The 23,874-nt window shown below is 55.2% G+C and carries 23 protein-coding genes, 1 tRNA gene, 2 pseudogenes and 1 riboswitch; of the genes and pseudogenes, 12 read left to right on the top strand and 14 right to left on the bottom strand.

What is annotated here, in order from left to right:
• Positions 1 to 422: 422 nt before the first annotated feature.
• Positions 423 to 650: pseudogene (locus CCASEI_RS15445) on the top strand (GntR family transcriptional regulator); the annotation flags it as partial.
• A 39-nt stretch (positions 651 to 689) separates the two neighbouring features.
• Complete coding sequence (locus CCASEI_RS05050) at positions 690 to 1,241, top strand: GntR family transcriptional regulator (RefSeq protein ID WP_225868459.1); 552 nt, start codon at positions 690 to 692, stop codon at positions 1,239 to 1,241.
• A 52-nt stretch (positions 1,242 to 1,293) separates the two neighbouring features.
• Here CCASEI_RS05050 and CCASEI_RS05045 read toward each other — a convergent pair whose 3' ends face one another.
• From CCASEI_RS05045 to CCASEI_RS05020, 6 genes are all read right to left on the bottom strand, one after another.
• Positions 1,294 to 2,418 (bottom strand): ThiF family adenylyltransferase, encoded by a 1,125-nt coding sequence (locus CCASEI_RS05045; RefSeq protein ID WP_025387343.1) that lies wholly within the window; start codon positions 2,416 to 2,418, stop codon positions 1,294 to 1,296.
• Positions 2,419 to 3,201 (bottom strand): thiazole synthase, encoded by a 783-nt coding sequence (locus CCASEI_RS05040; protein WP_025387342.1) that lies wholly within the window; start codon positions 3,199 to 3,201, stop codon positions 2,419 to 2,421. It abuts the gene before it with no gap.
• Positions 3,202 to 3,203: 2 nt separating this feature from the next.
• On the bottom strand, positions 3,204 to 3,401 hold the full coding sequence (gene thiS / locus CCASEI_RS05035) for a sulfur carrier protein ThiS (RefSeq protein ID WP_025387341.1): 198 nt from the start codon (positions 3,399 to 3,401) through the stop codon (positions 3,204 to 3,206).
• Between the two features lie 9 nt (positions 3,402 to 3,410).
• Complete coding sequence (gene thiO, locus CCASEI_RS05030; RefSeq protein ID WP_025387340.1) at positions 3,411 to 4,565, bottom strand: glycine oxidase ThiO; 1,155 nt, start codon at positions 4,563 to 4,565, stop codon at positions 3,411 to 3,413.
• The gene (locus CCASEI_RS05025) at positions 4,562 to 5,245 is read right to left on the bottom strand and encodes a thiamine phosphate synthase (protein WP_025387339.1); all 684 of its coding nucleotides are present in this window, start codon (positions 5,243 to 5,245) and stop codon (positions 4,562 to 4,564) included. Before CCASEI_RS05025 ends, thiO begins: the two co-directional genes overlap by 4 nt.
• Positions 5,240 to 5,352, bottom strand: a riboswitch (TPP riboswitch). It overlaps the preceding gene by 6 nt.
• A 58-nt stretch (positions 5,353 to 5,410) precedes the next feature.
• Positions 5,411 to 6,436 (bottom strand): alpha/beta fold hydrolase, encoded by a 1,026-nt coding sequence (locus CCASEI_RS05020; RefSeq protein ID WP_025387338.1) that lies wholly within the window; start codon positions 6,434 to 6,436, stop codon positions 5,411 to 5,413.
• Between the two features lie 34 nt (positions 6,437 to 6,470).
• Between CCASEI_RS05020 and CCASEI_RS05015 the strand changes: the two genes are divergently transcribed.
• Together CCASEI_RS05015 and CCASEI_RS05010 are read left to right on the top strand one after the other, a co-directional pair.
• Positions 6,471 to 6,764: an acyl carrier protein gene (locus CCASEI_RS05015; protein WP_006822037.1), complete on the top strand. Its 294-nt coding sequence runs from the start codon at positions 6,471 to 6,473 to the stop codon at positions 6,762 to 6,764.
• Complete coding sequence (locus CCASEI_RS05010) at positions 6,761 to 7,537, top strand: HAD-IIA family hydrolase (RefSeq protein ID WP_006822036.1); 777 nt, start codon at positions 6,761 to 6,763, stop codon at positions 7,535 to 7,537. The genes CCASEI_RS05015 and CCASEI_RS05010 overlap by 4 nt, the downstream gene beginning before the upstream one ends.
• Before the next feature lie 27 nt (positions 7,538 to 7,564).
• On the opposite strand, the gene CCASEI_RS05005 is transcribed toward CCASEI_RS05010, so the two are convergent.
• Positions 7,565 to 8,104 carry a hypothetical protein gene (locus tag CCASEI_RS05005; protein WP_006822035.1) on the bottom strand — a complete coding sequence of 180 codons (540 nt, stop codon included), beginning with the start codon at positions 8,102 to 8,104 and terminating at the stop codon, positions 7,565 to 7,567.
• Between the two features lie 467 nt (positions 8,105 to 8,571).
• Between CCASEI_RS05005 and CCASEI_RS05000 the strand changes: the two genes are divergently transcribed.
• On the top strand, positions 8,572 to 9,519 hold the full coding sequence (locus CCASEI_RS05000) for an alpha/beta hydrolase family esterase (RefSeq protein WP_025387337.1): 948 nt from the start codon (positions 8,572 to 8,574) through the stop codon (positions 9,517 to 9,519).
• A gap of 90 nt (positions 9,520 to 9,609) precedes the next feature.
• Here CCASEI_RS05000 and CCASEI_RS04995 read toward each other — a convergent pair whose 3' ends face one another.
• Entirely contained in the window at positions 9,610 to 10,413 is an 804-nt protein-coding gene (locus CCASEI_RS04995; RefSeq protein WP_025387336.1) for a serine hydrolase domain-containing protein, read from the bottom strand.
• A gap of 313 nt (positions 10,414 to 10,726) precedes the next feature.
• Here CCASEI_RS04995 and CCASEI_RS04990 point away from each other — a divergent pair, with 313 nt between their 5' ends.
• Positions 10,727 to 11,242 carry an IclR family transcriptional regulator domain-containing protein gene (locus CCASEI_RS04990; protein ID WP_025387335.1) on the top strand — a complete coding sequence of 172 codons (516 nt, stop codon included), beginning with the start codon at positions 10,727 to 10,729 and terminating at the stop codon, positions 11,240 to 11,242.
• 114 nt (positions 11,243 to 11,356) lie between these two features.
• Here CCASEI_RS04990 and CCASEI_RS04985 read toward each other — a convergent pair.
• Positions 11,357 to 12,591: pseudogene (locus tag CCASEI_RS04985) on the bottom strand (IS256 family transposase).
• A gap of 606 nt (positions 12,592 to 13,197) precedes the next feature.
• Here CCASEI_RS04985 and CCASEI_RS04980 point away from each other — a divergent pair.
• Both CCASEI_RS04980 and CCASEI_RS04975 read left to right on the top strand, forming a co-directional pair.
• Positions 13,198 to 14,370, top strand: a complete 1,173-nt coding sequence (locus tag CCASEI_RS04980) for a globin domain-containing protein (RefSeq protein WP_025387334.1) — start codon at positions 13,198 to 13,200, stop codon at positions 14,368 to 14,370.
• 278 nt (positions 14,371 to 14,648) lie between these two features.
• On the top strand, positions 14,649 to 15,524 hold the full coding sequence (locus CCASEI_RS04975) for a hypothetical protein (RefSeq protein ID WP_006822031.1): 876 nt from the start codon (positions 14,649 to 14,651) through the stop codon (positions 15,522 to 15,524).
• 335 nt (positions 15,525 to 15,859) lie between these two features.
• Here the strand turns inward: CCASEI_RS04975 and CCASEI_RS04970 are convergent.
• Positions 15,860 to 15,933: transfer RNA gene (locus tag CCASEI_RS04970), tRNA-Ile, on the bottom strand.
• A gap of 164 nt (positions 15,934 to 16,097) precedes the next feature.
• On the opposite strand from CCASEI_RS04970, the gene CCASEI_RS04965 reads away from it, so the two are divergent.
• From CCASEI_RS04965 to CCASEI_RS04950, 4 genes are all read left to right on the top strand, one after another.
• The gene (locus CCASEI_RS04965) at positions 16,098 to 16,661 is read left to right on the top strand and encodes a nicotinamidase (RefSeq protein ID WP_025387332.1); all 564 of its coding nucleotides are present in this window, start codon (positions 16,098 to 16,100) and stop codon (positions 16,659 to 16,661) included.
• 45 nt (positions 16,662 to 16,706) lie between these two features.
• Positions 16,707 to 17,576, top strand: a complete 870-nt coding sequence (locus CCASEI_RS04960; RefSeq protein WP_051461192.1) for a YwiC-like family protein — start codon at positions 16,707 to 16,709, stop codon at positions 17,574 to 17,576.
• Positions 17,577 to 17,617: 41 nt separating this feature from the next.
• Positions 17,618 to 19,438, top strand: a complete 1,821-nt coding sequence (locus CCASEI_RS04955) for a mechanosensitive ion channel family protein (RefSeq protein WP_025387330.1) — start codon at positions 17,618 to 17,620, stop codon at positions 19,436 to 19,438.
• Positions 19,439 to 19,596: 158 nt separating this feature from the next.
• Entirely contained in the window at positions 19,597 to 20,592 is a 996-nt protein-coding gene (locus CCASEI_RS04950) for a hypothetical protein (protein ID WP_025387329.1), read from the top strand.
• A 146-nt stretch (positions 20,593 to 20,738) separates the two neighbouring features.
• On the opposite strand, the gene CCASEI_RS04945 is transcribed toward CCASEI_RS04950, so the two are convergent.
• The 4 genes from CCASEI_RS04945 to CCASEI_RS04935 form a co-directional block, all read right to left on the bottom strand.
• A complete protein-coding gene (locus tag CCASEI_RS04945) occupies positions 20,739 to 21,272 on the bottom strand; it encodes a hypothetical protein (RefSeq protein ID WP_025387328.1) in 534 nt (177 codons plus the stop codon).
• The gene (locus tag CCASEI_RS14720; protein ID WP_081748469.1) at positions 21,265 to 21,657 is read right to left on the bottom strand and encodes a helix-turn-helix domain-containing protein; all 393 of its coding nucleotides are present in this window, start codon (positions 21,655 to 21,657) and stop codon (positions 21,265 to 21,267) included. The genes CCASEI_RS04945 and CCASEI_RS14720 overlap by 8 nt, the downstream gene beginning before the upstream one ends.
• Positions 21,658 to 21,662: 5 nt before the next feature.
• A complete protein-coding gene (locus CCASEI_RS04940; protein WP_025387327.1) occupies positions 21,663 to 22,223 on the bottom strand; it encodes a hypothetical protein in 561 nt (186 codons plus the stop codon).
• Between the two features lie 332 nt (positions 22,224 to 22,555).
• Positions 22,556 to 23,806, bottom strand: coding sequence for a trimeric intracellular cation channel family protein (locus CCASEI_RS04935; protein WP_025387326.1), 1,251 nt, complete (start codon positions 23,804 to 23,806; stop codon positions 22,556 to 22,558).
• Between the last annotated feature and the right edge of the window lie 68 nt (positions 23,807 to 23,874).

The raw sequence follows: 23,874 nt of genomic DNA, 5'->3' as shown, positions 1-23,874 counted from the left end.
ACGGCACACCCAGGCCGAAGAGATCGGTACACACCCGACCCCCTATACTTCCACCCCCATTGACTCCACGGAAACAACCACTATTCCGACAGCAAACGCATAGCTTGCAATCGTTTGAATAATACTTGCATTAACCTGCAAAGTTACCGTTGCGTAACCATCGGAAAACCGTTGACATTGGCGTTTCCGCGCCAACGGCCATTGACACCAAAACGCGACCAAAAGCCTAGCCGCTGATACACCTCGGGTGTTACAACTTTTACACCTTGTCGTTTTACCACCGGGATTCTTGCATGCTAAGAAGTTCACCGGTGTAACCAGCACCACACATTAGAGTGGAGGGAAGCAATTAACAAGACGGCTTTCTGCCAAGTAGCCACAATTGCCGAGTTAATGTCGATACATCTCCGAGGAGCGGTGAGATGACAGCGCCGGTAGCCGAAGGAATTCCAAGCATGAGAACCAAACAAATTCACTCAAAGATCTATCTCGAGTTGCAACATCGAATTACTTCAGGGGGTTTAAAACCGGGGGATCTGCTGCCCAGTGAAGCAGAATTGTGTGAGGAGTTCGACGCCTCGAGAGGGCCAGTCCGCCAGGCTATTGCTAGTCTCCGGGCCGAGGGGCTGATCTCGTCTGGACGGGGCCGCCGTTCTGTTGTTCTGGGCACGTCAAAGGCAGATAGTTTCATGTCTATTTTGTCTAACTTCGCGTGGATGAAAGAACATGACCTCAACCCCACCTCGAAAATCTTGTGGATGGCGCGGCGCCCCGCGCCTGCCCACGTTGCAGCTGCACTAGGCATGAAACCTGATGACCCGATCATCTTTATTTCCCGCGTGCTTTTCGCAGAATCCAGGCCACTTATTCTGGAACGCCAATACTTCCCTCTCGAAGTTGGAATGCATGTGCTGGCAATGGAGCCAGGCACTGATGATATCCATGAGGAACTGATTCGGGAAGGCATTAACTTTGACAGTTGCCGTCGTTCAATTGAGTTTGTTCAAGCAGACGAAGAGATGGCGCGGTTATTGGAATTGGAAGTAGGAACAACGCTCATCGGGTCCCGCCTTGAAGCGGCTTCGCCTTCGGGCACGCCCGTGGAATATGCCGAGTATCTCTATCCTGCTACCCATCTCAGCTACACCATTACCGTGGTCAATGGCGAGAGCACACCGTTGTACACCAGCGTGCTCCCAGAGACGAAGCTCCAGTGGAGCTACGACGAATCTGGCTTTTAGTCACACCGTTTCGCAATTTCACTGCATTGTTGTCTCACTGCCCGGAACGGAGTTAGAGTCCATTTACTCCGCCGGGCAGGCTTACTAATTCGAGGCCGGCGCGCTCTCCGAGCTCCGCATAGCGCTCGACGAAGTCGCTGCTTCGTTGCCCTGCAGCGCAGTAGATCATCGCTTGTTGCTGCCCTGTATCTGAGTCGCGTGTGAGTGCCTGGAGCGAAGAAAGTAGTGCCGCAACATCGTCATCGGAACTAATGGAAGACAGGGGCAACTTGTGGGTCACAATGTCTGCTGGCAAGTCAGCGAGTAGTACCTCGTGGGGTTCGCGGATATCCACCGCCAGATAGTCGCCACGACGGGCAGTATTAAGCATGTCCTGAGCTTTTGGCGTGACGGCACAGATTTCGCCATAGGAATCGTGTAATTCCGTGCTTAGCTGTCGTTTCGGGTCTGCGGTCACGCGGAAGGTGCGTGTGGTGGGCGGGAAGGCATCATAGCTAAGCATTTCGCCCGGTTCGGTGGTGCCAAGACCGGTGAGATAACCAACGACGTGGGTGGCCATCAGTGCACCCATGGTGGCGGTGGTCGCGCCGAGAACGCCTGCGGTGGCGCAGTCCGGCACAGAATTCGCATCGGGTTGCTGCGGGAATAGATCCCGGAGTCCGACACCACGCAGTTCAGGTCCGGAATGAAACAGCGCCAGGTCGCCGTGGAACCGAAGCACTGTTGCCCAGATCAACGCCGTACCGGTGATTTCAGCGGCATCAGCAACCAGGTATTTGGTGCTGAAGGAATCTGAGCCGTCCAGCACCAAGTCAACGGAGCCCACCAGGTCCACCGCGTTGGCGGTGGAGAGGCGTTTGGGAATCGCATTAACGGTGATGCCGGGTTGGAGTTCTTCAAGGCGCGTCGCGGCGACTTCTACTTTGAGTTTGCCCACGTCATCGGCGCCGAAGAGGATTTGGCGGTGAATGTTTGTGATGTCCACGGTGTCATCATCAATGATGGTGATGGTGCCAATGCCTACCGATGCCAAAGATTGCATCGCGGGACAACCCAGACCGCCAGCGCCGATGACTAAGACATGCGCATTATAAAGGCGTTGTTGTTCTTCGATACCGAACCCAGGAAGTGCTAAGTGGCGGGCAACCCGGCGTAGTTCGTGCTCAGGAAGACTCATTTACAGCACCTGCTCAGACCAATTTGCAAGGCCTTCAAAACTTGACGATGCCACCGCGTGCTCACGTTTCGGGATCCGTCCAGCCGCAAAGGCTAAGCGCCCGGCTTCGACTGCGTGGTACATCGCCCTTGCCATGGCGACCGGATCTTGGGAGCGGTTAATAGCGGAGGCCAGCAATACTCCGTCGCATCCTAGTTCCATCGCTAATGCTGCATCGGAGGCGGTGCCGACGCCGGCATCGAGAAGAATCGGCACGGATGCGCGCGAGCAAATCAGTTCAATATTGTGTGGATTCAAGATCCCAAGTCCGGTGCCGATGGGTGAACCAAGCGGCATGACCGCGGAAACTCCCACGTCTTCCAAACGAGAGGCCACTACCGGATCATCAGAGGTGTACGCGAGCACGGTGAAACCATCGTTGATGAGTAGTTCACAGGCCTCCAGAAGCTCAGTGGTATCGGGCAAAAGCGTGTGTTCATCAGCAATGACTTCAACTTTCACCCAGGAGGTGCCAAGGGCTTCGCGCGCTAGCTTCGCTGTTAGCACGGCATCGCGGGCAGTACGGCACCCAGCGGTATTTGGAAGCAGGTCAATGCCGAGCCGGCGCAGCATCTCAAATATGGACTCACCAGCGCCGGTGTTGGCACTGTGGCGGCGCATCGCCACGGTGGTCAGCTCGGTTTTACTGGCACGCAATGACTCTTCCAGGAGCGCCTGCGAACTCGCGCCACCGGTGCCCATAACCAGGTGCGAGGTGAAGGTTTTATCTGCGATGGTCAGCATATCTATCCTCCCTGCACTGCGGTGAGAACATCCAGGACGTTGCCGGATTCAATCTCGCGGCCCCATTGCGAGCGTGGCACCACGGCGCCATCGACAGCAACGGCAACGCCTTCATCACTGCCGATGCGCTCGTGCACGAACTGTTCAATGCTCTGCGGCTGGGTTTTAACGGCCTCGCCGTTGAAATGAAAAGTAATCAAGGTGTTCTCCTAAACGTTGAGGGTGGATGAGGCATGGCGGAAAGGATCGCAGGGTGCGATGGCTGGCGATGTCTGCTGGCCAGTAGCCAATTGCACTGCCGTGCGGGCGCCGAGTGCGGCGAGCAAAATGCCGTGGCGGAAGTATCCGGTGGAAACGATGAGGCTGCGGCGAACCTGGCCGAGATAAGGCAGGTCATCGGGGGTGCCGGGACGTGCGCCGCAGGTGGCTTCGAGGAACTCGGTTTCTTCTAGGCCTGGTACCACGCGGATGGCATCACGCAGTAAATCGTGGATGGCGGAGGTGCGCGGGTGGGGCTGGTCTTCCCTGCTGGTCGCGCCGATGGTGACTGTGCCGTCCGCGCGCGGGATGACGTAGATGGGTCGGTCTTCTACGAACCCGCGAATAACACGCGTGGTCAGAGGCTGGAGGGATTCTGGAACGCGAACACGCAGCACATCGCCATACACTGGGCGAAGCTGCAGGGGATGCTCGCCCTCAAACCATCCGGTGATTTTCGCTGCGCCCAATCCGGCGGCAAGGATGATGACGTCGGAGGAATCGACCTCGAACTGCGCACCGGAATTCAAGGTCACGACCTGGTGCGTGGCCGACTCAGCGATGGTGGTGACGGTGGTGACGGTGTCGCATACGTGCTGCGCTCCCCTGGCGAGCACGGCATCAAAAAGTGCGCGGGCAAAAAGGCGCGGGTCAAGCTGGTGGTCACCATCGATGGCCGCGGCTTTCGTGATGCGCGGTGACAGTGCTGGTTCCAACTGGCGGGCTTGCCTGGTGGTTAGTGCTTCAATGTCGAGTTCTTCGGCCTTGATGTAGTCGATGAGCTCGGTGAGGTGCTGCGCATCTGCCCTGTCGGCGCCAATCAGCAAAGTGCCTTCGGTGCGGTAGCCGGTGGGTAGGTCGGTGTACTGCGTGACGCGCCGAATGAGGTCTGGGTAAAGCTGTGCGGATTCTTTCATCAGTGGAACCAGTGCTTGCTGTTGGTATTGCACCTCTGCGGTGGGCGCTAGCATGCCGCCGGCATGGTGGGTGGCGCCGGAGATGGGATCAGGATCGATGAGAGTGACCTCGAATCCGGCGTCTTGGAATTCAAAGCAGGTGGACAGGCCGATAATGCCGCCGCCGATGACTAGGGCATGTGCTGTCATGACGTCGCCCCCGACATCTGCAGGCCGGCGGAGAAATCAGCGATGATCTGCTGGGCAAGCTCAGTGGCTGAGGGGGCCTCGATGAATGCGCGGACCATGGCAACACCTGCGATGCCGGTGGAGGCTAGGGCTGCGACGTCGGCTGGCTGGACATCTCCGATTGCGACAATCGGGAGTTTCGACAGCTCAACCAGCTGCGGATAGCCCTCCAGGCCAATCGGTGCGCGACCGGAGTCTTTGGTGGGCGTGGGCCGGAAAGGTCCAGCACCAACATAATCGATGATGTCCGCGTACTCATTTGCTTGTTGTATGAGCTCGGCGGTTCCGGTGGTCAGCCCGATAATTGCATCGGGGCCTAAAAGCTCACGGACATCTGTGACGAGGATGTCGCTTTGGCCGACGTGTACGCCGTGTACGGGCAGTCCGCGACGCATGAGGATGGCGGCGATATCCACGCGGTCATCGATAAGAATCTTTGTTGCGGGGTTCGCTTCAGCGACGGCGAGAGAAACCTTCTCTGCAAGCTTGAGCAGCTGACCGGCTCCAATGGGCTTAGAACGAACTTGGATAACGCCAGCGCCGCCCGCAGCGGCCTGTGCGGCAGTGGCCACAATGTCATCTTGTGAGCCGTTGCCGGTGACAACATAGCAGCGCAGATCAAGTTGGGCACGGGTTTTCACCAATGTCCTCGCTTCCTTCGACGGTATTAACCTGACAGGTTCAAACGGTCCGGCGCAGCTGCAGCGCTCATCTCAGCCCAATGCTTTGGGCACCCGTTGAGGTAGTGAAAACCAGTCAAGCGTGGGAAGGAAGTTTTGTCAACAACACCTTAAAGGTTGAGTCTTCTAAGCAGGTGAGTCTTGGTGATTCGAAATTGCGGCCGCAGAAATTATTTCATCCAGTGCTTCGGAGATCTGCTCTGGCTCTTCCAAAATCACCATGTGGCCGGAGCCGTCGATGACTTTGAGCTCGCAGTTATTCCACTTTTCGCAGATGGCCTCCGACTGGCTCTTCGGCGTGATGATGTCCATGGAACCGATAACCACCTGGCCCTGCAGTTTTTGCAGGCGTTCTTGGGCTTCAAATTCCGAATGGTCAGTCAATTCATCGAAGTAGCCGACAAAACTTGGCAGCGGAGTATCCAGCAACATCGCCGTGTGGAATTGCAGGCGTTCCATCTTGGGGAAACCTGCAACCACAGCGGCAATGGTTGGCGCTGCAATTTGGGCGACAGCAAAGCGCAGGCGGTTGAATTTCTGCGGCACGCGGTCAATCGCGGAATAAAAAGCCTCGGCAATTGAAGACTGCAGCACGCGCGTGACACCCTTATCGGCGAAACGACGCATGGACGTTGAAATTAACAGCGCACCAGAGATGCGCTCGAAGATATCTTGAGGTGCGCGGCGAATAAGATTCAGAGCAATCATGCCACCCAAAGAATGACCCACCACAACAATGCGACCGCCGTCTTTAGGAAGGCGCTCCAAAATCACGGCGAGGACATCATCCGCTGCATCATCAATGGTGCAGTCTGCCGCTGGAACGCGTGAGGACATTCCGTGCCCCCGGACATCAACAAGCAAACTGCGAACATCGCTCCTGCTACGCAAGTGCTCAACCTGGTCACACCACGCCTCTGACGACAGGCAATAGCCATGAATAAACACCACGGTGACATCAGCATTGGGATTGCCTACCTCAAACCAAGCAATGTCCACGCCCTCATTATCGACTTCCCCCTCAGCGTCGAGATTTTGCAGACCAGGCGATGTTTCATGGTCATGCAGACGCTGGTGCAAAAGGCGCTGCGCGGCACGGTTTTTCCGGCGCTGCCCACGGTATGCAGCCGCAATCCTGTTTCGTTTATACATATGGGCATCCATTGTAGAAGCTAGACTAAGTTGCATGTCCAATGACCTCAGTGCACAACTACGTGCTCACCTTCAGACCTCACAGAACACAGAAACCAAATCAACCGGTGCACCGGAATATTTGGCGCTCATCTCTGAGATTACCGGGCAGGACCTAGAGAATCTCGAACCTGCGCGTCGACTTGATGAGCTAGGGCTAACGTCCTTGAATCTGATTGAGTTTGCAGTGCGCGCAGAAGACCGCCTGGGAGTGAAGTTTGAAGAATCTAACGCACTAGCACTTGAAACCGTGGACGATGTGGCCAAATTTGTGGAGGCAAAACAATGATTTCCTATCTATCTGACATGGACGGCGTTCTCATCAAAGAAGGTGAGATGATTCCCGGGGCGGATAAATTCCTGCAGGTGTTGAAAGACAATGAGATTAGGTTCATGGTGTTGACGAACAACTCCATGGCCACCCCGCGGGACTTGTCCGCGCGGCTGCGTTCCCAAGGACTAGACATCCCGGCGGATAAAATATGGACCTCTGCCCTGGCAACCGCGAAGTTCCTATCCCAGCAGTCCACCACCCGCACCGCGTACGTCATTGGTGAATCAGGCCTGACCACTGCCCTGCATGAGGAAGACTGGATTCTCACCGACAACGATCCCGAGTTTGTAGTCCTGGGTGAGACCCGTACCTATTCATTTGAGGCGATCACCACCGCCATCAACCTCATCCGCGGCGGCGCGCGCTTTATTGCCACCAACCCGGATGTCACGGGGCCTGCCCCGCAGGGTATCTTGCCTGCCACCGGTTCCGTGGCCGCGCTGATTACCGCTTCGACCAACCGTGAGCCTTACTACGTGGGCAAACCCAACCCCGTCATGATGCGCTCAGCGCTCAACAACATCGGCGTGCACTCAGAGAATACCGTCATGATCGGCGACCGCATGGACACCGACGTCAAAGCCGGTTTGGAAGCCGGTATGCGCACCATCTTGGTCCGCACCGGTATCATGACCGACGCCGCTATTTCCCGCTACCCATTCCGACCCACCCGTGTACTGGACTCCGTAGCGGACATCCCAGAACGCCTCATGGACCCGTTTGCCTAGATTGCCTGCGGCAATTACGGTAAACGGCTAAACGGAATCCACGCGCGCGCTGAAACCGAACTCCTCCGCCAAGGTTGAAACCACGGTATCTAGCGCGCGCAATTCGTGCGCTGTACCCGTGATGACTTGGCGGCAGCCCACGCACTTTTCCGCGCGGGGTTCGGGGAGTTCAACGCCAGGGAATGCGGCTAATGATGCCAAATCATCCGCGAATCCCGTATCGCGGTACCAGCGCGTGCACCACTGCGCGGTCAACGGATCATCACCCGGCACCACATACTCTGATGAGCTCGAAATGCACTGCACCATGGCGCGTTCAATCGCCGGGCGCAGGCGTTTAGGCATGCCACTGACACGCAGCACCGCGGTGCTGACGTGCACCCGTTGGGTATCGGCAAGCGCGGCTTGCGAGTTCGCTACGTACGACTCTGCGATCTCCTGATCGCGCTTCCCCTCCGCGACCAAGACATCTGCCGCGAAGGCAAAAGCGTTATCAGCATGGATGTCATGCTGCGCATTGTTTCTCACATGGTTGGTAGCTTCTGCCACCTGTGTTGCTGTTGACACGTGCCGAATCTCCTTACGGCAATTGGGCGCCACCGCATGCGGTTTCCTACTGTGTCTGTGGATCGTTGAAACAGACACCTCGGAACACCGCGGCGTTAGTGCGACGCAAGACGAGCTTCGTCTTCCCCTACGAGCTCATATTCGTACACAACAGCGAGAAAATCTTTGCTCCCGACACATGCGAAGTTGAACCGCAATTAGCTCAGCATCCGTTAATATCAGTCACTTAGAATTACTTTCTGCTCTTCCGCATTGTCACCCCACTTGCACACCACCGGCAACCCTCAATAACCGGTTTAACCCCCACTTATTAAAGCTAAAGTTCAGGTTGAGCACGGCTTTCTTTGTGCCGGTTTTGCCCGCTGCGCAGCTAACCGATGCTCACTCCCACCACGTTTTAGTAATAGTGGTCACATTTCCCGCCGAAGTATTTCCCGGGCAAAGTAAAGCCGCTACTGTATCTGATCATGCGTTTGAACAAGCTTGCCACTGCAGTGGCGTCCCTCGTTGCTGCTGTGGCACTTTCGGCGCCTTTAGCTACAGCACAATCTTCTACCGGTTACCTTTCTTCCAATCCGGAAGTTGCCCGTCAGCTGTCCTCCGCTATTACGGATGCGGTTCCGGATCGGAACTCCGGCGGTTCCAACTCCGCTGCCGGCACCACGCGTAAGACCACCAGTGTATTGGGTCAGGGCAACCGCCAGTATCTGCTGCAGTTGCCATCCAACTACAACGCGGGCGCCACCTACCCAGTGTTGTTCGCATTCGGTGGTGCGGAACACACCGCTGAGCGCACCAAGAACTACATGCGCTTTTCTGAAACCGCCGGCAATGAAGCCATCATTGTCTACCCTGAAGGCCGCGGCGCGGTGTGGGAAGGCCCAAGCTACGCGCAAACCTCCCGCGGTGAAGACGTCGACTTTGTGCGCAGCATCCTCAGCGACCTGCGTTCGCAATACAACGTGGACAACTCTCGTATCTACGCTGCTGGTCTGTCCAACGGCGGCGGCATGGCATTGTCTCTCGCCTGCCAGGCCCCTGAGGTGTTCTCCGCAGTCGCATCTGTCGCGGGCGCTTATTACAACCCGGTCATCAGCGGTTGCTCAGCTGGCAACGTCAACACTTTGATCGTGCATGGCACATCCGATAGCCACATGAAGTACGCCGGCGGCTACGGCACCGGCGGCGCCTACTACTCCGTTGAGGACACCTGGCGTGATGTTGCCGACCGCAATGACTGCAACCTCTACAGCGTCGCTGTCTCCAACTCTGGCCGTTCCGATATCCGTTCCTTCAACGGCTGCGACCGCGGCGGCAAATCCGTTCTGCAGCGCGTCAACGGCGCCGGCCACACCTGGTTCACCGAGAACCCGAACGCCACCCGCACCGTCTGGAACTTCCTGCGCGGCAACTAATCCGCGCCACACCATCTACTGCACTTAGTAGCACAAGCCCCGGAACGATCCCTGCACGTCACAGTGCACATCGCCGGGGCTTTCGGCATTTTAGGCCGTGATTTCGGCCCAGATTTCTTGGTTGGTTTCTTGCCACAGGGGCTTGGCCCATTCGCCGAAGTCGCGGTCGGCAAGTGCGACCATGGCGTGGTCGCCGGCGACCCAGAGGTAGGTGCCGCTCATGCCGAAGTGGCCGGCGGCATCGGCAGGCATGTTTGTGCCCATCCAGTGCGGGTCTTTCTCACCGTGGATTTCAAACCCTAGGCCCCACGGGCAGGGGCGGTGCATGCCGTAGCCCGGCACGATGCCACGCAGGTCTGGGTACTGAATGGCGCGCATTTCACCAAGCGTATCCGGGTGGATAATTTGTGGGTTGAGAACCTCGGAAGCAAACTTCACCAGGTCATCGACGCTGGAGATAAGCCCGTGCCCGGCGCTGCCTTCTAAGCGGGTGGAGTTCATGCCAAGTGGCTTGAGCAAGCCTTCGTGAAGGTAGTCCTCAAAGGCCATACCGGCGGCATCGGCGACGATTTCGGCCGCCCATTCGTAGCCTGCAGAAGAATAGATGCGGCGGTCTTCTACTGGGCGCTTTGCTTCGCGCGAATCAAAATCCACGCCGGAGGCATGCGATAGAAGGTGTCGCAGCGTGGAGCCTTCAGGCCCAGCGGGCTGGTCTAATTCCACCGCGCCTTCTTCCACGGCCAACATGATGCCCATGGCAACCACCGGCTTGGTCACAGACTTGATGTCATATTCGCGGGCAGTTTCGCCCAAAGTTTCCACCCCACCAGGGCTAATTAATGCCCCGGAAACGCTATCGACTGGCCACTGTGAAATCTTTTCTAATGCGCTCATGCAATAGACACTACCTAGCCATGCACAGCCAAGGGCTTGTGTGCGCGCCGAGAAGAGGCGTATACACGCCAAGCACGAACAATCAAGAATCGTATATCGGTGATAATGGACACATTTCCTGCAAGGATCTACCGCCTTCCCCAGCCGTCAGGTATGCGGCGCTTACAGCAAAACACTTCAATAAAGATTGGAAATCAATGTTAATGAGATTATTTCTATTTAGCTATTAAGCGATAAGGGCGTTATCATAACAATCCTTGCATGCCTTCGACCTGCTCCCTCATCTTCGGATGAGGGAGCAAGACTTTGTCGCATGCGTTACTTCATTGATAACCGAACACGGAAAGAGAGTGTACGGACGTCGATCACGTCGCTGACCTCGTCAGTTTTCGTCCCCTCCGGCGACCACCGAATCCTCATCTCCCGTGTTGAAGCCCCCAACGCACTGGGCTACGAATTTCCTATCGGACAGCTCCTCTCGCTCACCCTCGGCGGTGGAAAAGTCCTCTTGGCTCACAAATCCCCTGAGGACCAAGAACGAATCATTGAAGAGTCCGCATCCACGACACTCGCGGACTTTAAAACCCAAACTCCTGAGACTCTACGTACTGATATCAAGCAAATTCTGAAGACCGGCATATTCGTAAGTTCTTCCGAGCGTAGCCAGGGCACCGTCAGCCTCACAGCACCAATTCGAAACGGCGACGACAAAGTCATCGCATCTATTAACATCACCGGCCACGACGGACTTACCAACGCTGAAGCCATCCTCGAATTTCAGTCGACAGCCCTGCAAGCCGCTCGCCGCGTGAGCACTCAAATGTTCTAAGAACGCGCCGCGCCCAAGCGGTCAAGTCCGGTTGAGTGGTGTTTCTGCCTTTCGATAAAACAAGCAGTGAAATTGGTCTTCAGGGGCCGGCTCGTTGCCGGTGCTGTTGCCGGTTCATGCAACCTCCTGAGTGTTGTCGGCGTCGATGACGTTGGCGTTGATCATCGCCTTGGTGTGTTCCAGGCTGGTCAGTGACATGTAGCGATTTTGCTGAATCCAGTCATCATGCTGTTCAGCCAGTACCGCACCGACGAGACGGATAACCGCGTCACGGTTAGAGAAATACCGACGACATCCGTACGCCGACGGATCTCCCGATTAAGTCTCTCGGTCGGGTTATTCGACCAGATTTTGGTCCACACTGATTTCGGAGCATGAGTAAACGCTAGGAGTTCCTCGAGGGCTTCTTCCAGGTAGTGAGCAACGTGCGGGAACTTTTCCTCGCAAAAAGCCACGACCTCCCGGGCTTGATTCCATACTGCCTGCGCATCGGGTTGTTGAAAGATGGTATGAAACATTGCCGATAGCGTCGGCCATTGCGTCTTCGGCACCATCGACGAGAGGTTCTTGGCAAAATGCGTACGACACCGTTGCCAGGACGCATTCGGTAGTACTTCACCAATGGCATGCTGGATGCCCAAATGGGCGTCACTGGTCACGAGGTAGACCTCGTTAAGTCCGCGGGCTTTGAGATCTCTAAAGAACCCGGTCCACGAGGCCACTGATTCAGAGGTAGCGACCTGCATGCCAAGTAGTTCCCTGTAGCCTTCGGCGTTAACACCGGTGGCTAGTAGTACGGAGGTTTTGACCACCCGCCCGCCTTCACGGACTTTCATGGTCAACGCGTCACAGGAAACATAGAGGTAGGGTCCGGTATCTAGCGGGCGAGTGCGGAAATCTTCGACCATGCCGTCAAGGTCTTTCGCCATCTCGGATACCTGTGACTTCGACAGGTTATTGATTCCCAAACTGGCGACGAGATCGTTCATCCTGCGAGTCGATACGCCTTTCAGGTAGCAGGTGGCGATCACGGTCGTTAGTGCGCGTTCTGCCCGGGTGCGTCGTTGAAGTAGCCAATCTGGGAAGAACGATCCGGTGCGCAGTTTGGGCACGGCGACATCAATGGTGCCCACACGAGTATCCAGGTCACGGTGGCGGTAGCCATTGCGGACGTTAGTACGAGACTCAGAGGAGGTGGCGTATTCAGCGCCGCAGACTTGGTCTGCTTGGGTCGAGAGGATTTGGTTAATGAAACCTTGAAGCATCTCGCGCATCAGATCTGGGGATGCTTGAGCGAGCAATTCGTCCAAGTAGGTAGTTGGGTCGATAGAATGAGGACTAGCGGCCATCGTGGTTATCCCTTTCGAGGAGATGTAGGAGTTAATTCGAAAGGTACTGCGGTGGTCGCCCACATCGTTCATAGGGTCCTCACCAACAGTTACAGATACACCACGCTACGGGACACGACCGCCCAAGCTCCAAAAAAGATTCGCCCCAAGGGTCCATCGACAGATCACGAGCCCTCCCCTTGGGCGAATCTTTTCAATTTGCACATGAGAATCCCGTGTAAAACATCAAAAAAGTTCACCCCCCCCGCCCGAATATCCACGGTTTATTCGCTGCTCCTGAAACTGTTTCGTTTGAAACACGTCACATTTTGAAGCGCCCAAAAGCTGACAGCGGTCCCCTAGACTGCAATCCCACTTCAAAATGGCCAGCCACCCTGCGACTCGTACTTCCAAGATTCAGAAACTGCCAACCACCTGCGCCGGTACAGCTAATCTTCACACCCTAAAGTCGACCCCCGACCCCAACAACCGAGCCCGGAAACTCCGCCCTCGAAGCGCAGACAAAAGGTTCGCTCACGAAACCAACATGACGCGACTCACATTGAATCCTGATTAAACACTAATAGAGTCGGGTTTATTCGATATCCCCACGAGTCAAGGAGTTTCATGTTCGTCACCTCTAAGCCCGATACCAAGGCCAAGCGTCTATCCCCGGAACACGAGCAGATCATCATCGCAACCCTTCCGGCGGTCGGTGAGCAGATTGAGACCATCGCGCACACCTTCTACGGCAAGATGTTCAGCGCCCATCCGGAGCTTTTGCGGGATACGTTCAACCGCGGCAATCAGAAGTCTGGTGAGCAGCAGAAGGCGCTGGCTGCGTCTATCGCTACCTTTGCGACCATGCTTGTAGACGAAAATGCACCCGACCCGGTTGACTTACTCAACCGCATCGCTCACAAGCACGTGTCCCTCGGTATCACGGAAGACCAATACCAGGTTGTGCACGATAACCTTTTGCCCGCCGTGGCTGAGGTGCTCGGCGAGGCCGTCACCCCAAAGGTCGCCGAGGCATGGTCCGCGGTCTACTGGATTATGGCTGAGGTTCTCATTGAGCACGAGAAGGTGCTTTATGCATCAGACGGCGTGGAGAATGGTGATGTGTTCCGCGATGCCAAGGTTATTGCAAAGAATGTGCTCACCGAACGCGTAACCGAGTACGTCTTGGTGGGCGACTTTACGGAGCCGCAGCCGGGCCAGTACACCTCCATTGGCGTCAAGCTTGCCGATGGCGCCCGCCAGCTTCGCCAATACTCCATCATCGGCGGTGACGCGACCCAGTACCGCATCGCGGTGGAAACCGATGGTGAGGTATCCAACCATCTTCGCCAGCACATCGAAGTCGGCGACACTATCCAGGCCACCCTTGCCGCTGGCGAGCTTGTGCTTCAGGCTTCTGAGCGTCCAGCCGTGCTTATCTCTTCCGGAATCGGTTCTACCCCGATGGTTGGCATGCTCGCGCACCTCGCGCAGAACAACGCCAACCGGGAGGTTCTTTACCTCCACGCCGATGACTCCGCTGAGACCTGGGCGCAAGAAGGCCACATCCGGGCACTGGCAGGCCAGCTCGATAATTGCCAGCTAGTAGCAGCGCAGCGCAGCGCAGGTGAGCTTCTTGATGTCACCGCCCACAACCTCGTCGGCGCCGACGTCTACATCTGCGGCGGCAACAACTTCCTCCAAGCCATCCGTAGCAACATTGACAGCCTCGACGACGCCGCCAAGCCTTCCTCCGTCAGCTTCGAGCTTTTCAGCCCCAACGACTGGCTGATTCGCTAGCAACGAGCTAATCAGCCACCTCAACAAACTTGCCTGGGCGCACACCATGACACCTTCCAGACAGTGCGCCTAGGCATTACAACAATCGCTGTTGACCTGCCCAATCCAGACCAGGTCAACAGCGATTTCTTATGCCCTCTTCTTTTGAAGAGTCCCATGTCCGCCGCTGTTGCTAGTCTCCAAGTTATTCAACTATCGGTAGCTCAACTGCCCTATTGCTGAACGCTATCCGATAGAGAACTGAATCCAATCTAAATAGAAGAGAGGAAAGACAATAAGTGAATTGGGTTAGATCAAAATTTTACTCACTACGCCAAGGAACCGTCCGACTGCTTTTTACAGACGATTATGAATTTTCCCTGCCTGAAGCCTCTTGGGCGGCAAAAGCGACCTCTGTGAGTCCACACGTAACTAATTTCATTGTCGTCATTGGTTCACTTGTAGGTGGTGTGTCATTCGGACAAGGATCCTGGTCTTGGGGCATTTTGTGCGGTGTTTTCATCGCAATGGGCATTATCCTCGATTACCTTCGAGATCGACGCGAAGTTCAGATATCCACTGAGAAGCGCAATCTTCAACAGCAAGCGATTAAAGACCTAGTTCATACCTTGATAGATACTTCGCAAGGAACCTGCGATGCATTATCAATCGAAGAAAAACGCCGGAGGGAAGCGAGCCTGGCAGCTGCACGAAAGGCTATATTGTCGACGATTCGCAGAAGCATCGGACCAGAAAACGGCGTCCGAGTTAACTTTTTCGAAGTTGCGGAAGATTCCGCGCCCACTCTCAGAGCTTCAACCTACGCACACGAGGGAAGAAGCAATCACCGCTCGACACGCATTTTTGATTTACATGACGAGTCTTTGAAACTTGCGCTCTGCCACAACCAAGGTCGATTCATTGTCGATGCAAAGGCCGCAGGACTCGATTCCGAATTGCCTTACCAAACTTTTGCAACAATGCCCGTAAGCTCGGAAAACTATTTATACGGAATGATAACGGTCGATTCCCCTGAAGCCGGCGATATCAATGAATTCGAAGCAAAAGAGCTTCTCAATTTGTATGCATCTCAGTTTGCTCTCACTTTTATGTCCAGTCCCAAAGAAGCTAAACGATTACGCATCGGTGACATTTGCAACGACTTAGACAATTGAGATGCAACAAGCGATACACTAAAAGCAGAAACCCAGCCAGGAGAGCGAGTGAACAATGCGTAAACAAAAGGAGCAAGTGACCAACGCCCATCGAGTGGACCGAATCAAACTACTTCAAACCAATCCAGACCGATACTTCGAGAATAAACGCAGGATCGACTTCGGATTCGTTGCAAGTAACGATGAAGGTTCCGACCGAAAGCCACGTCGCTAAATTACATAAGCGTTTACCGAGTACCCGTTGCCAAGTGACGCTTCAGCGACCTTGGCAAAGATCTAATTGAAAGAAGCCTCGAGACGCCAGCTATTTACGGTATCTCGAGGCTTTGATTTTGTGGGGCCAGCGGGGCTCGAACCCGCGACCAATGGATTATGAGTCCACGGCTCTAACCGACTGAGCTATAGCCCCAGCACGTTGCAGCAAGAATCGGCTAAATCACCCGCTTGCTGACACGCTTGAATCATTATATAGGTAAGACTTTGCGCCCTGCGAATGCCCCACGTTTGTGTCTTCGTAGAAGAATTAACGAAATGCTCTTACGCTCTGTGGGCTTGGTGGCTAACCTTTGAGGTATGGCAAAAGCACTGATTATCGTTGATGTCCAAAATGATTTCTGCCCGGGTGGCGCATTGGGAACCGAGCGCGGGCACGAGGTGGCGCGTGGGATTAATGAGTTGATTAACGGCGAGCATGATTATGACGTGATTGTGGCGACTCAGGATTGGCATATTGATCCGGGTGCGCACTTCTCGAATGAGCCGGACTTTGTGGATACGTGGCCGGTGCATTGCGCGGCAGATTCTGAAGGCGCGCGGATGCATCCGGAGGTGGATGTGTCGAAGATTCGGGAGTTCTTCCGCAAGGGTGAGTACACCGCGGCGTACTCAGGATTTGAGGGCCACGCGGTCGCCGATGAGTCGACACTGATGGCGGATTGGTTGCGGCAGAATGGAGTGGCTGAGGTGGAGGTCGTTGGTATCGCCACAGACCATTGTGTACTGGCCACGGCGCAGGATGCGTTGCGGGAAGGGTTTGAGGTGAGTGTTATTGAAATGCTGTGCTCACCAGTTGATAAAACCCGAGGTGAGAATGCTCTCACACAGCTTGAAGAAGCAGGTGCGAAGATCATACGATAGTTGGAGATAACTTCAATATCGGCATTGAAAACAGGAGCAGTGGGCATGTCAGGCGCAGGCGTTTCTACGAACAGAACTCAGACGAAGGACCGCAGTCCCCGTCCGCCGCGAACTGACTCCCCCACTGCCAAGAAGAAGCCGAAGTCCAGGCGGTCACAGGGCTGGATGCCCAACCAGCATGGCGCATGGTTCATGCTGTTCATTCCGCCGATCATTGGCATGATTCTGGAGCCATCGTGGGCGGCGGTACCGTTGCTGCTGACCTGGTGGGCAGGTTATTTCACCTACTTCGCGGTCACTATTTGGCTTAAGGGTCGCAGGCGTCAAAAGCATCTACCACCAGTGCTGACTTATGGCGGCATTACGGCCGTCGCCGGTATTACTGCGTTGATTACGCAGTGGCAGCTAGTTTCCTGGTTGCCCATCTTCGCGCCGATTATCGCGGTGTCAATCTATGAAGCCGCCAAACGCCGTGAGCGTTCACTGCTTTCAGGTTGGTCCACGGTAGTGGCAGCGGCGCTAATGTTGCCGACGGTGGTGTCGGTGGCATCGACAAGCACTCCTGCGGCAATTACTGCCGATGTCTGGTGGGCCACCGCCTGGTTCGCCGCCTACTTCGGCGGATCCATCTACTACGTCAAGACGTTGATTAGGGACTTCGGGGACAAGACGCGCTTTGTTCAATCAGTCAGTTTCCACGCGGCGTTGTTCGTCGGTGCGGTGGTCCTCACCATCGCCCAGCCGCATACCTGGCCGGTGGCTGCAGTTAGTGCTTTATTGTTGGCACGCAGCTACGCCATCCCCCGCTTCGCGCAACAGCGCGGCAAGCGCACGGAGCCAAAATACGTCGGCATGATTGACGCCGTGGTCGCCATCTTTGTAGTGATTGCAGCCTTCGCAGCATTTGGCAGTTAACTTCCAACCGACTTTCAGACATCGCGCCTAAAGTCGGTTTTATGACGTTTGTAGATTTTGAGTATTTCTTCTATCAGCTTTGGGGCGTGGTTGTTGACCACATCATCCCGCTTATTGCCCTGCTGCTCATGGCCATTTTGGTCCCGCGTTTGGGCCGCCTGGCCATCAAGGTCATTGAGGACAGGCTGGATGAGGAAGAAGAATCCACCAAGGCACGTCTGGCGCTTCTGGGCGCGCTGATTTACGTCCTGCAGATTGTCGCCTACTTCATTATTATTTTGTTGGCGCTGTCTAACCTGGGCGTTCCCCCATTGGGCGCCGCGGTGCCTGCCACGATTGCATCGGCAGCCATTGGTTTCGGCGCGCAGACCATCATCGGTGACTTCCTAGCGGGCTTCTTCATCATATCTGAGCGCCAGTTCGGCGTCGGCGATTACGTCAGCTTCGACGGTACTGCCACCGCCATTGAAGGCACCGTTGTCGCGCTGACCTTGCGCGCCACCAAAGTTCGTACGCCTTCGGGCGAGGTCGTGATGATCCCTAACGGCTCCGCCGGCGTGGTCACCAACTTCTCCCAGGATTGGTCCCGGGCGGTGGTCAATTTTGATGTGCCAGTGCGTTCCGGTGAGAACCTAGACCACATTCAGAAGATTATTGAGGACACGTCTAATTCGGCGGTCAATGATCCTTCAATTTCTGAGGATGTCGCTGGTGACATTGAAATTCTGCCAGCTACGTCGCTTACTGCGCCGACTGCCGCGGGGCAACCGTGGAAGGTTAACTTCCGCATCCTCGTGGTGGTCAACCCGGCGCGGCAGTGGGCTGTGGAGCGCGGGATTCGCTCGGCGTTGCTCAATGTCTTTTGGGATCATTTCCGCGCCCCGTTTGAGACGCCGCAGGATGCTTTAGATAAGGACACACAGGCAGAGCTTGCACAAATCAAGAAGCAGAAGGTCGCATCGCCTTTCGATACCCCGGTTGCGGATACCTCCACTGCGCCCAGCTACCAGGGCGCAGACGCGCCAAAGATTGCCGCGTCCGAATCACCTACTGAAGTTATGCCAGTGAGGGGCACGGGTCCAAGCCCTGTTAGCGCCACATCCGAAGACTCTCCAGCCGAAGAGACCCAAGACGCCGCTGAAGCAGCAGAGGAGGCGGAGCGCACCGAGGAGGAGCTTGCACCATCGGCCAAGGATGACGGCCCCGGTCGCCCGGCGCAAACAGCTACTTTCGACGCCACTGATATCAACACAGATGCCGTAGATACCGACGCCGCCACAGATGCCAACGGTGACCAGGACAGAGACGAAGAGCAGACCCGAAGCAGCCGCCGCGATTTCTGGCGCACGGATGCTTATGACAAGCGTTGGAAAAAGGTCATGAGCTTTGGTGGCCGCATTCGCGTATCCACCACGGGCCTTATCCTGGCGTTGGTATTCACCGGCGGCCTGGCGTTGGCCTCATCTAATCCAGAAGACGGCAATGCCGGTATCTTGTCCCCTGCTTATTGGAGGGACCGCGCGGAGACAACCATCACGGAAACCACCGAGCCTGAAACCCCACTGGAGTCTTCCGAGAACGAGCCGACAGTAGCCCCTGAGGTGCCTGAACCGTCAGAGCAGCCAATTCCGACTGAGCAAACCCCACAGGAAAGCATTCAGCCGAACCAAGAGCAATTAGAAGATACCTCATCGGTGCCAAGCCAAGATGACCCGTCAGCCCCAAGCCAGGCTCCAACCCAGGAGCCAGCACCAACGGAAGGCACCCCCGACCAAGGAACGCAAGGGTTAAACGACACCGGCGCTACCTCCCAATCAGAAGCAGTGGAAGTCCCAGAACCTGCTGAGGAGCTCCTCCCCTAGCCCAACGCCGCCACACCACAATGTCCAACAACGTAAACATTAAACGCCACTCCAGTAACACTAGTTTACCCCTGCAACAGTGGAAGCTATTCCTAAGCTGAGTAAAGTTTGTTATTTTGCTTAGTAGAATCGTATTTCTTCCACTTCAGGAGTTCTTCATGGCTTTCAAGAAAGCACTGGCCACGGTCGCCGTGTCTGCTACAGCTGCCGCCGTCTTGGTATCAACCGCAGGCGCAGACGAAAAGACTATCTCTGTCGGACAGGGCGACTTGGTCGGCTCCTGCTTTGTCAGCTTCAACGATCCAAGCGATAACCGTTCCTACTTCGCGGATTACTGCGGCGATAGCGAAAATCCAACCCGCCTGCACGGCGAGAACAACGCACCAGTTGATGGCCACGGCACCTTCACCGCATCCGGTCTAAGCGATCTAGGCACCAACCTGGCGTACGTCCAGTGGGATGATGAGGTCGAGGTGGAAGCAAATGACTTCACCCCCAACAACTGGGATGATGCACCAACACCCGGCGATGCCGTGTCCTTCGCTCAGTTTGAGTACGAAGAATCTCCAGCCAAGTCCGGCGAGGGTGTCCTGGCGGGTGAGATCAACGGAACCTACTTCGTGGACTTCGGTGAGCACAACGGCACTGCCGAAGAAGGCTCAGGGCTTCTCGATGGCACCCCCGTTTGGACCACCGACGGCCTCCTCGGCGTAGTCAACGGCCGCTTCAAGAATGGCTCCCACCCACACCTGACTCTGGTCGCATCCCCTGAAGCAACCGGCGGCGCCACCGGCAAGGACACACAAGAAGAGCGCACCAAGCTTATTGATGCCCACTTCAACGGCACCAACCCCACCCCAACCACCTCGGAAGAATCCTCAACCGCGGCATCCACCACGGAATCTTCTTCGTCGCAGCCAACCTCTGAGCCTTCGGAATCTTCCTCCGCTTCCTCCACCACCGCGGAGCCAAGCCCAGAACCATCTGAGCCAAACACCCCGCAGGAGCCAAGCGCTGACGCCTCTTCCATCGGCGGAATCATCGGCATCATCCTGGCTCTCGTCGCAGCCCTCGGCCTCGGCGGCGCAGCCACCGGCGCCATCCAAATCCCTGGCCTCGGCTCCTTGAACCTGGACCTGAACTTGCCGTTCTAATCCCCCAACGAGCCCCCGCTAGACACCAGTGGCGCTGCCCTCCCCTTTCGGAGGCAGCGCCACTTTCGCAAACCAGTAGTTGCACCTCGCGGATTCCTGCTATCGGAGATCAAGAATTCCGTACTGCGAGACCTTTCGCTGCAGTCTTATTCTGGCTTTTTTTGCGGAGTCAAATACCCACCTTCAGCCTGGATATATCCCATTTCTTCCATATCGGATTCCGTTGGAAGAGGGAATACAACATCACTTGTCACAAAGTGAGGCATAATGATTTGCGCTCTTAGGACACGAGAAGCGAGGTTCTGGACGACTTCGCGAAGGTAGGGCAACAATGTCGTAATTGCCTGATCATTTGCGTAGGCGACCAAACCAATCGGATTTACATCGTTTACTAGATACTCAGGGAAGCGATAGGTGCCCTCCACCTCACCACTAATAACACCCCGATCTACCTCGATATCTACAGCAAGAGCGATAGACGTTGACAACCAGCCCTCGTCATTTCTGGCTACAGACCCATCCCCCGAAACCCGGAGCCCAAACACAGGATGAAGTCCGCCGTCCTCAACTTCGGTTTGCTTAACTTCCGCGCTCATCTTGTTATAAGAAACATCTCTGAGCTCAAGGTGCTCATCGAGTATTTTTAAATAACGCGCCGCCAAGACTTCATGTTCAAGCATATTCTACCTTTCGTGTAGATGGCTGCCACACATCTTTCTCGTGATTTTCAAGCTTTGAACCCGAGCGTAGCTTTCGAGATACGGTAAATGATTTTGAGGCTTGACGACTTGGCGAGACAAACTCTGCAGCCCTTGGAGATGCAGACATTACTATCGAGGCGCCAACAGCGAGTGCGTAACGTCTAATAGTTCCTAACGTCGGATTTGAATCATATCGCTCAAACTGTGCAATGGCACTTTGAGACAGGCCCAACATCTCTCCGACCTGGGATTGAGAGAGGTCTCGCTCCTCGCGAATTCTCACAAGACTTTCACGAAACTCCCGCTGCTCACGGAGAATTTCTTTGGCATGCGCCTTTTGCTCGTTCTGTTGGCTATTACTCATAAGTTTTATCTTATACCTCGGGGGTGCCTTTGTTCACGCAATCGGTGTGTCTCGAGCTCCTTAACTCTCCAATTCTCATCCGAGCAATCTTCACAAAGTTTTACTGCCGCGTCGATTTCAACATCCTGAAGCCTGTTGGTTTCACCGGAATTGTCTTTAATTACCCTCTTTTCATGAAGATACAAACCAACTACCCAATTATCACCTTCTTCCACCATATAAAGGCGTAAGCGTACTTTAGCTTGGGAATACAATCCTGACGCCTTCTCCGTTCGAAAGACTTTGAGATCATCCCATCTAATCTCATAGAGATCTAAGGGCTTAGCCCTGTGAATACGCTTGATATGATCAATCGGCTTCAGCGCCCCCATTTCCGCTAACTCAAGTAGATATTCTATTTGAGCTTCGAAATCTCCCTGCAGAACGCCTGAAATGGTGTATCCATTCTTCCGCAGCTTTTCTGTCGCGTTAATTACCGTCTCTCCAATATGGTTCGACGTCGAGCAAAAACGCCAATAGTAATTAACACTGTCCCCACTCGAGCAAACCGATTCATTATTACTCACGATAACAAGCTTACCGTTCGTCTAGACAAATGCACTGACGCACGGTCAAAGCCAGACAACTGCTCTAAAGCAACGCTTACAGGCGATGTACCCTATTATCTATCGAACAAAATTCCGGAGATAATCCTCGGTGGTTTCTTCCGTCAGTTCACGCTCACTCAAAATACGAAATTCAGAGCATCAACTTCCATTTCCTCGGGTAAATTGTTCATAATTCGATACACCCTTAATTTAGGCGTGAATCCTGGTCGGTGGTTGGTGCCCGCATCTCGCAGAAATCACTCATCCCCTCATTTCAAAATGCGGGGATGACTCCTTGTCCGTGCTAATCCTTAATGCTCGACATCGCGTTCTTCGTATTTCTTAATCAGCCGGTTAATCAGTTCATCGGTGAGTTTGTCATCAGACAAAATCATGTCGAGCATCTCTTGGTGAGCTTCATCGATGGCTTCTTTTGGCTCGTCTGCCTGGTCGGAGTTGGTGTCCTCGTCGTAGCGGTCATAGGCTTCGCCGGAGAAGTCCATGCCGATATCGGCAAAGAATCCGGTGCCAGATTCCTTTTCCTTCGGCTCTTCCTCAGATATTGGCTTCCCATTCTCAGTCGCCGGCTGCACGCGGCTGGCTAAATCGGGTGATGGCTCCGGTGCCTTGCGCTCGTGCTGCTGCAGCATCGGCGCCGGCTGTCTGGAGCGTGAGTCCAGAGCATTGCCTTCGGGCCTTTGGAATTCTGAGGTAAACGTATCCAGGAATTCCTCAGCATCAGATTCCGCAACCGAACGGCGCTTGCCGCGTTTGACCTCAAGTTCAATGCGCCGCTGTAGGGCCTTCTCCATTTGGCGGTGGCGCCAAGAGCGAATGCGGGTTGGCTCATACTTGCGTCCTACCGCGCGGCTTTTATCCTCGGCCTTCTTAGCAAGTTCAGCGACCTGTGCTGCGGACTCATTAACCGGTGCCCACTCGGGATTTGAACCTAAGCGCCAGCCGCCCCAGTATCCCCACAGAGACAACACGATGCTAACTAGCGGGCCGACGACCATGCCGACGGCCAGGTAGCCGAAGGAATCAGAAATCAGCACGATGACTGATGCAGCAATTGCCGGAATCACTGTCGGCTGGTTATCGCCAAAGACACCGGGCACGCGGCCGGTGACCACGTCACGAATCATCGAACCGCCAGTCGCGGTGAAAACACCCATCATGATGCAGGGCACCACCGGCAAGCCGTATGACAGGGCTTTTACCGTGCCGGTGCCGGCCCACAGTCCGGAAACAATCGCGTCACCGTGAGCTTGCAGAATCTCCCACGTGCGGCCTTTGAAGTACACAAAGCGCGCAATCAACGCACCGGTAAACGCCAGAATCAGGTATTCAGGCTGCGACATTGCCGCGACGGTGCCCTGGTTAATGAGCACGTCGCGGATCATGCCGCCGCCTAACGATGAAAACAGCGCAATGAAAAAGAACCCAATAATGTCATAGCCACGCTGCCTAGCGATGGTCCCGCCAATGATTCCCATCAACAGCACACCGCTGACATCGGACCAGCGATACAACGAATCAATGAGCGGATCGACCTCTGTCATGCGCTTCATTGTATAAACGACTGCAGCTTTTAGGTCGTTTCACCCTCATTGGGCGGGACTAACGTTCA

Origin of the sequence: Corynebacterium casei LMG S-19264 (assembly GCF_000550785.1) — a bacterium.
In the GTDB taxonomy this organism is placed as follows: domain Bacteria; phylum Actinomycetota; class Actinomycetes; order Mycobacteriales; family Mycobacteriaceae; genus Corynebacterium; species Corynebacterium casei.
The sequence above is the reverse complement of the archived record's forward strand: the minus strand, read 5'-3'. Positions and strand labels throughout refer to the sequence as shown.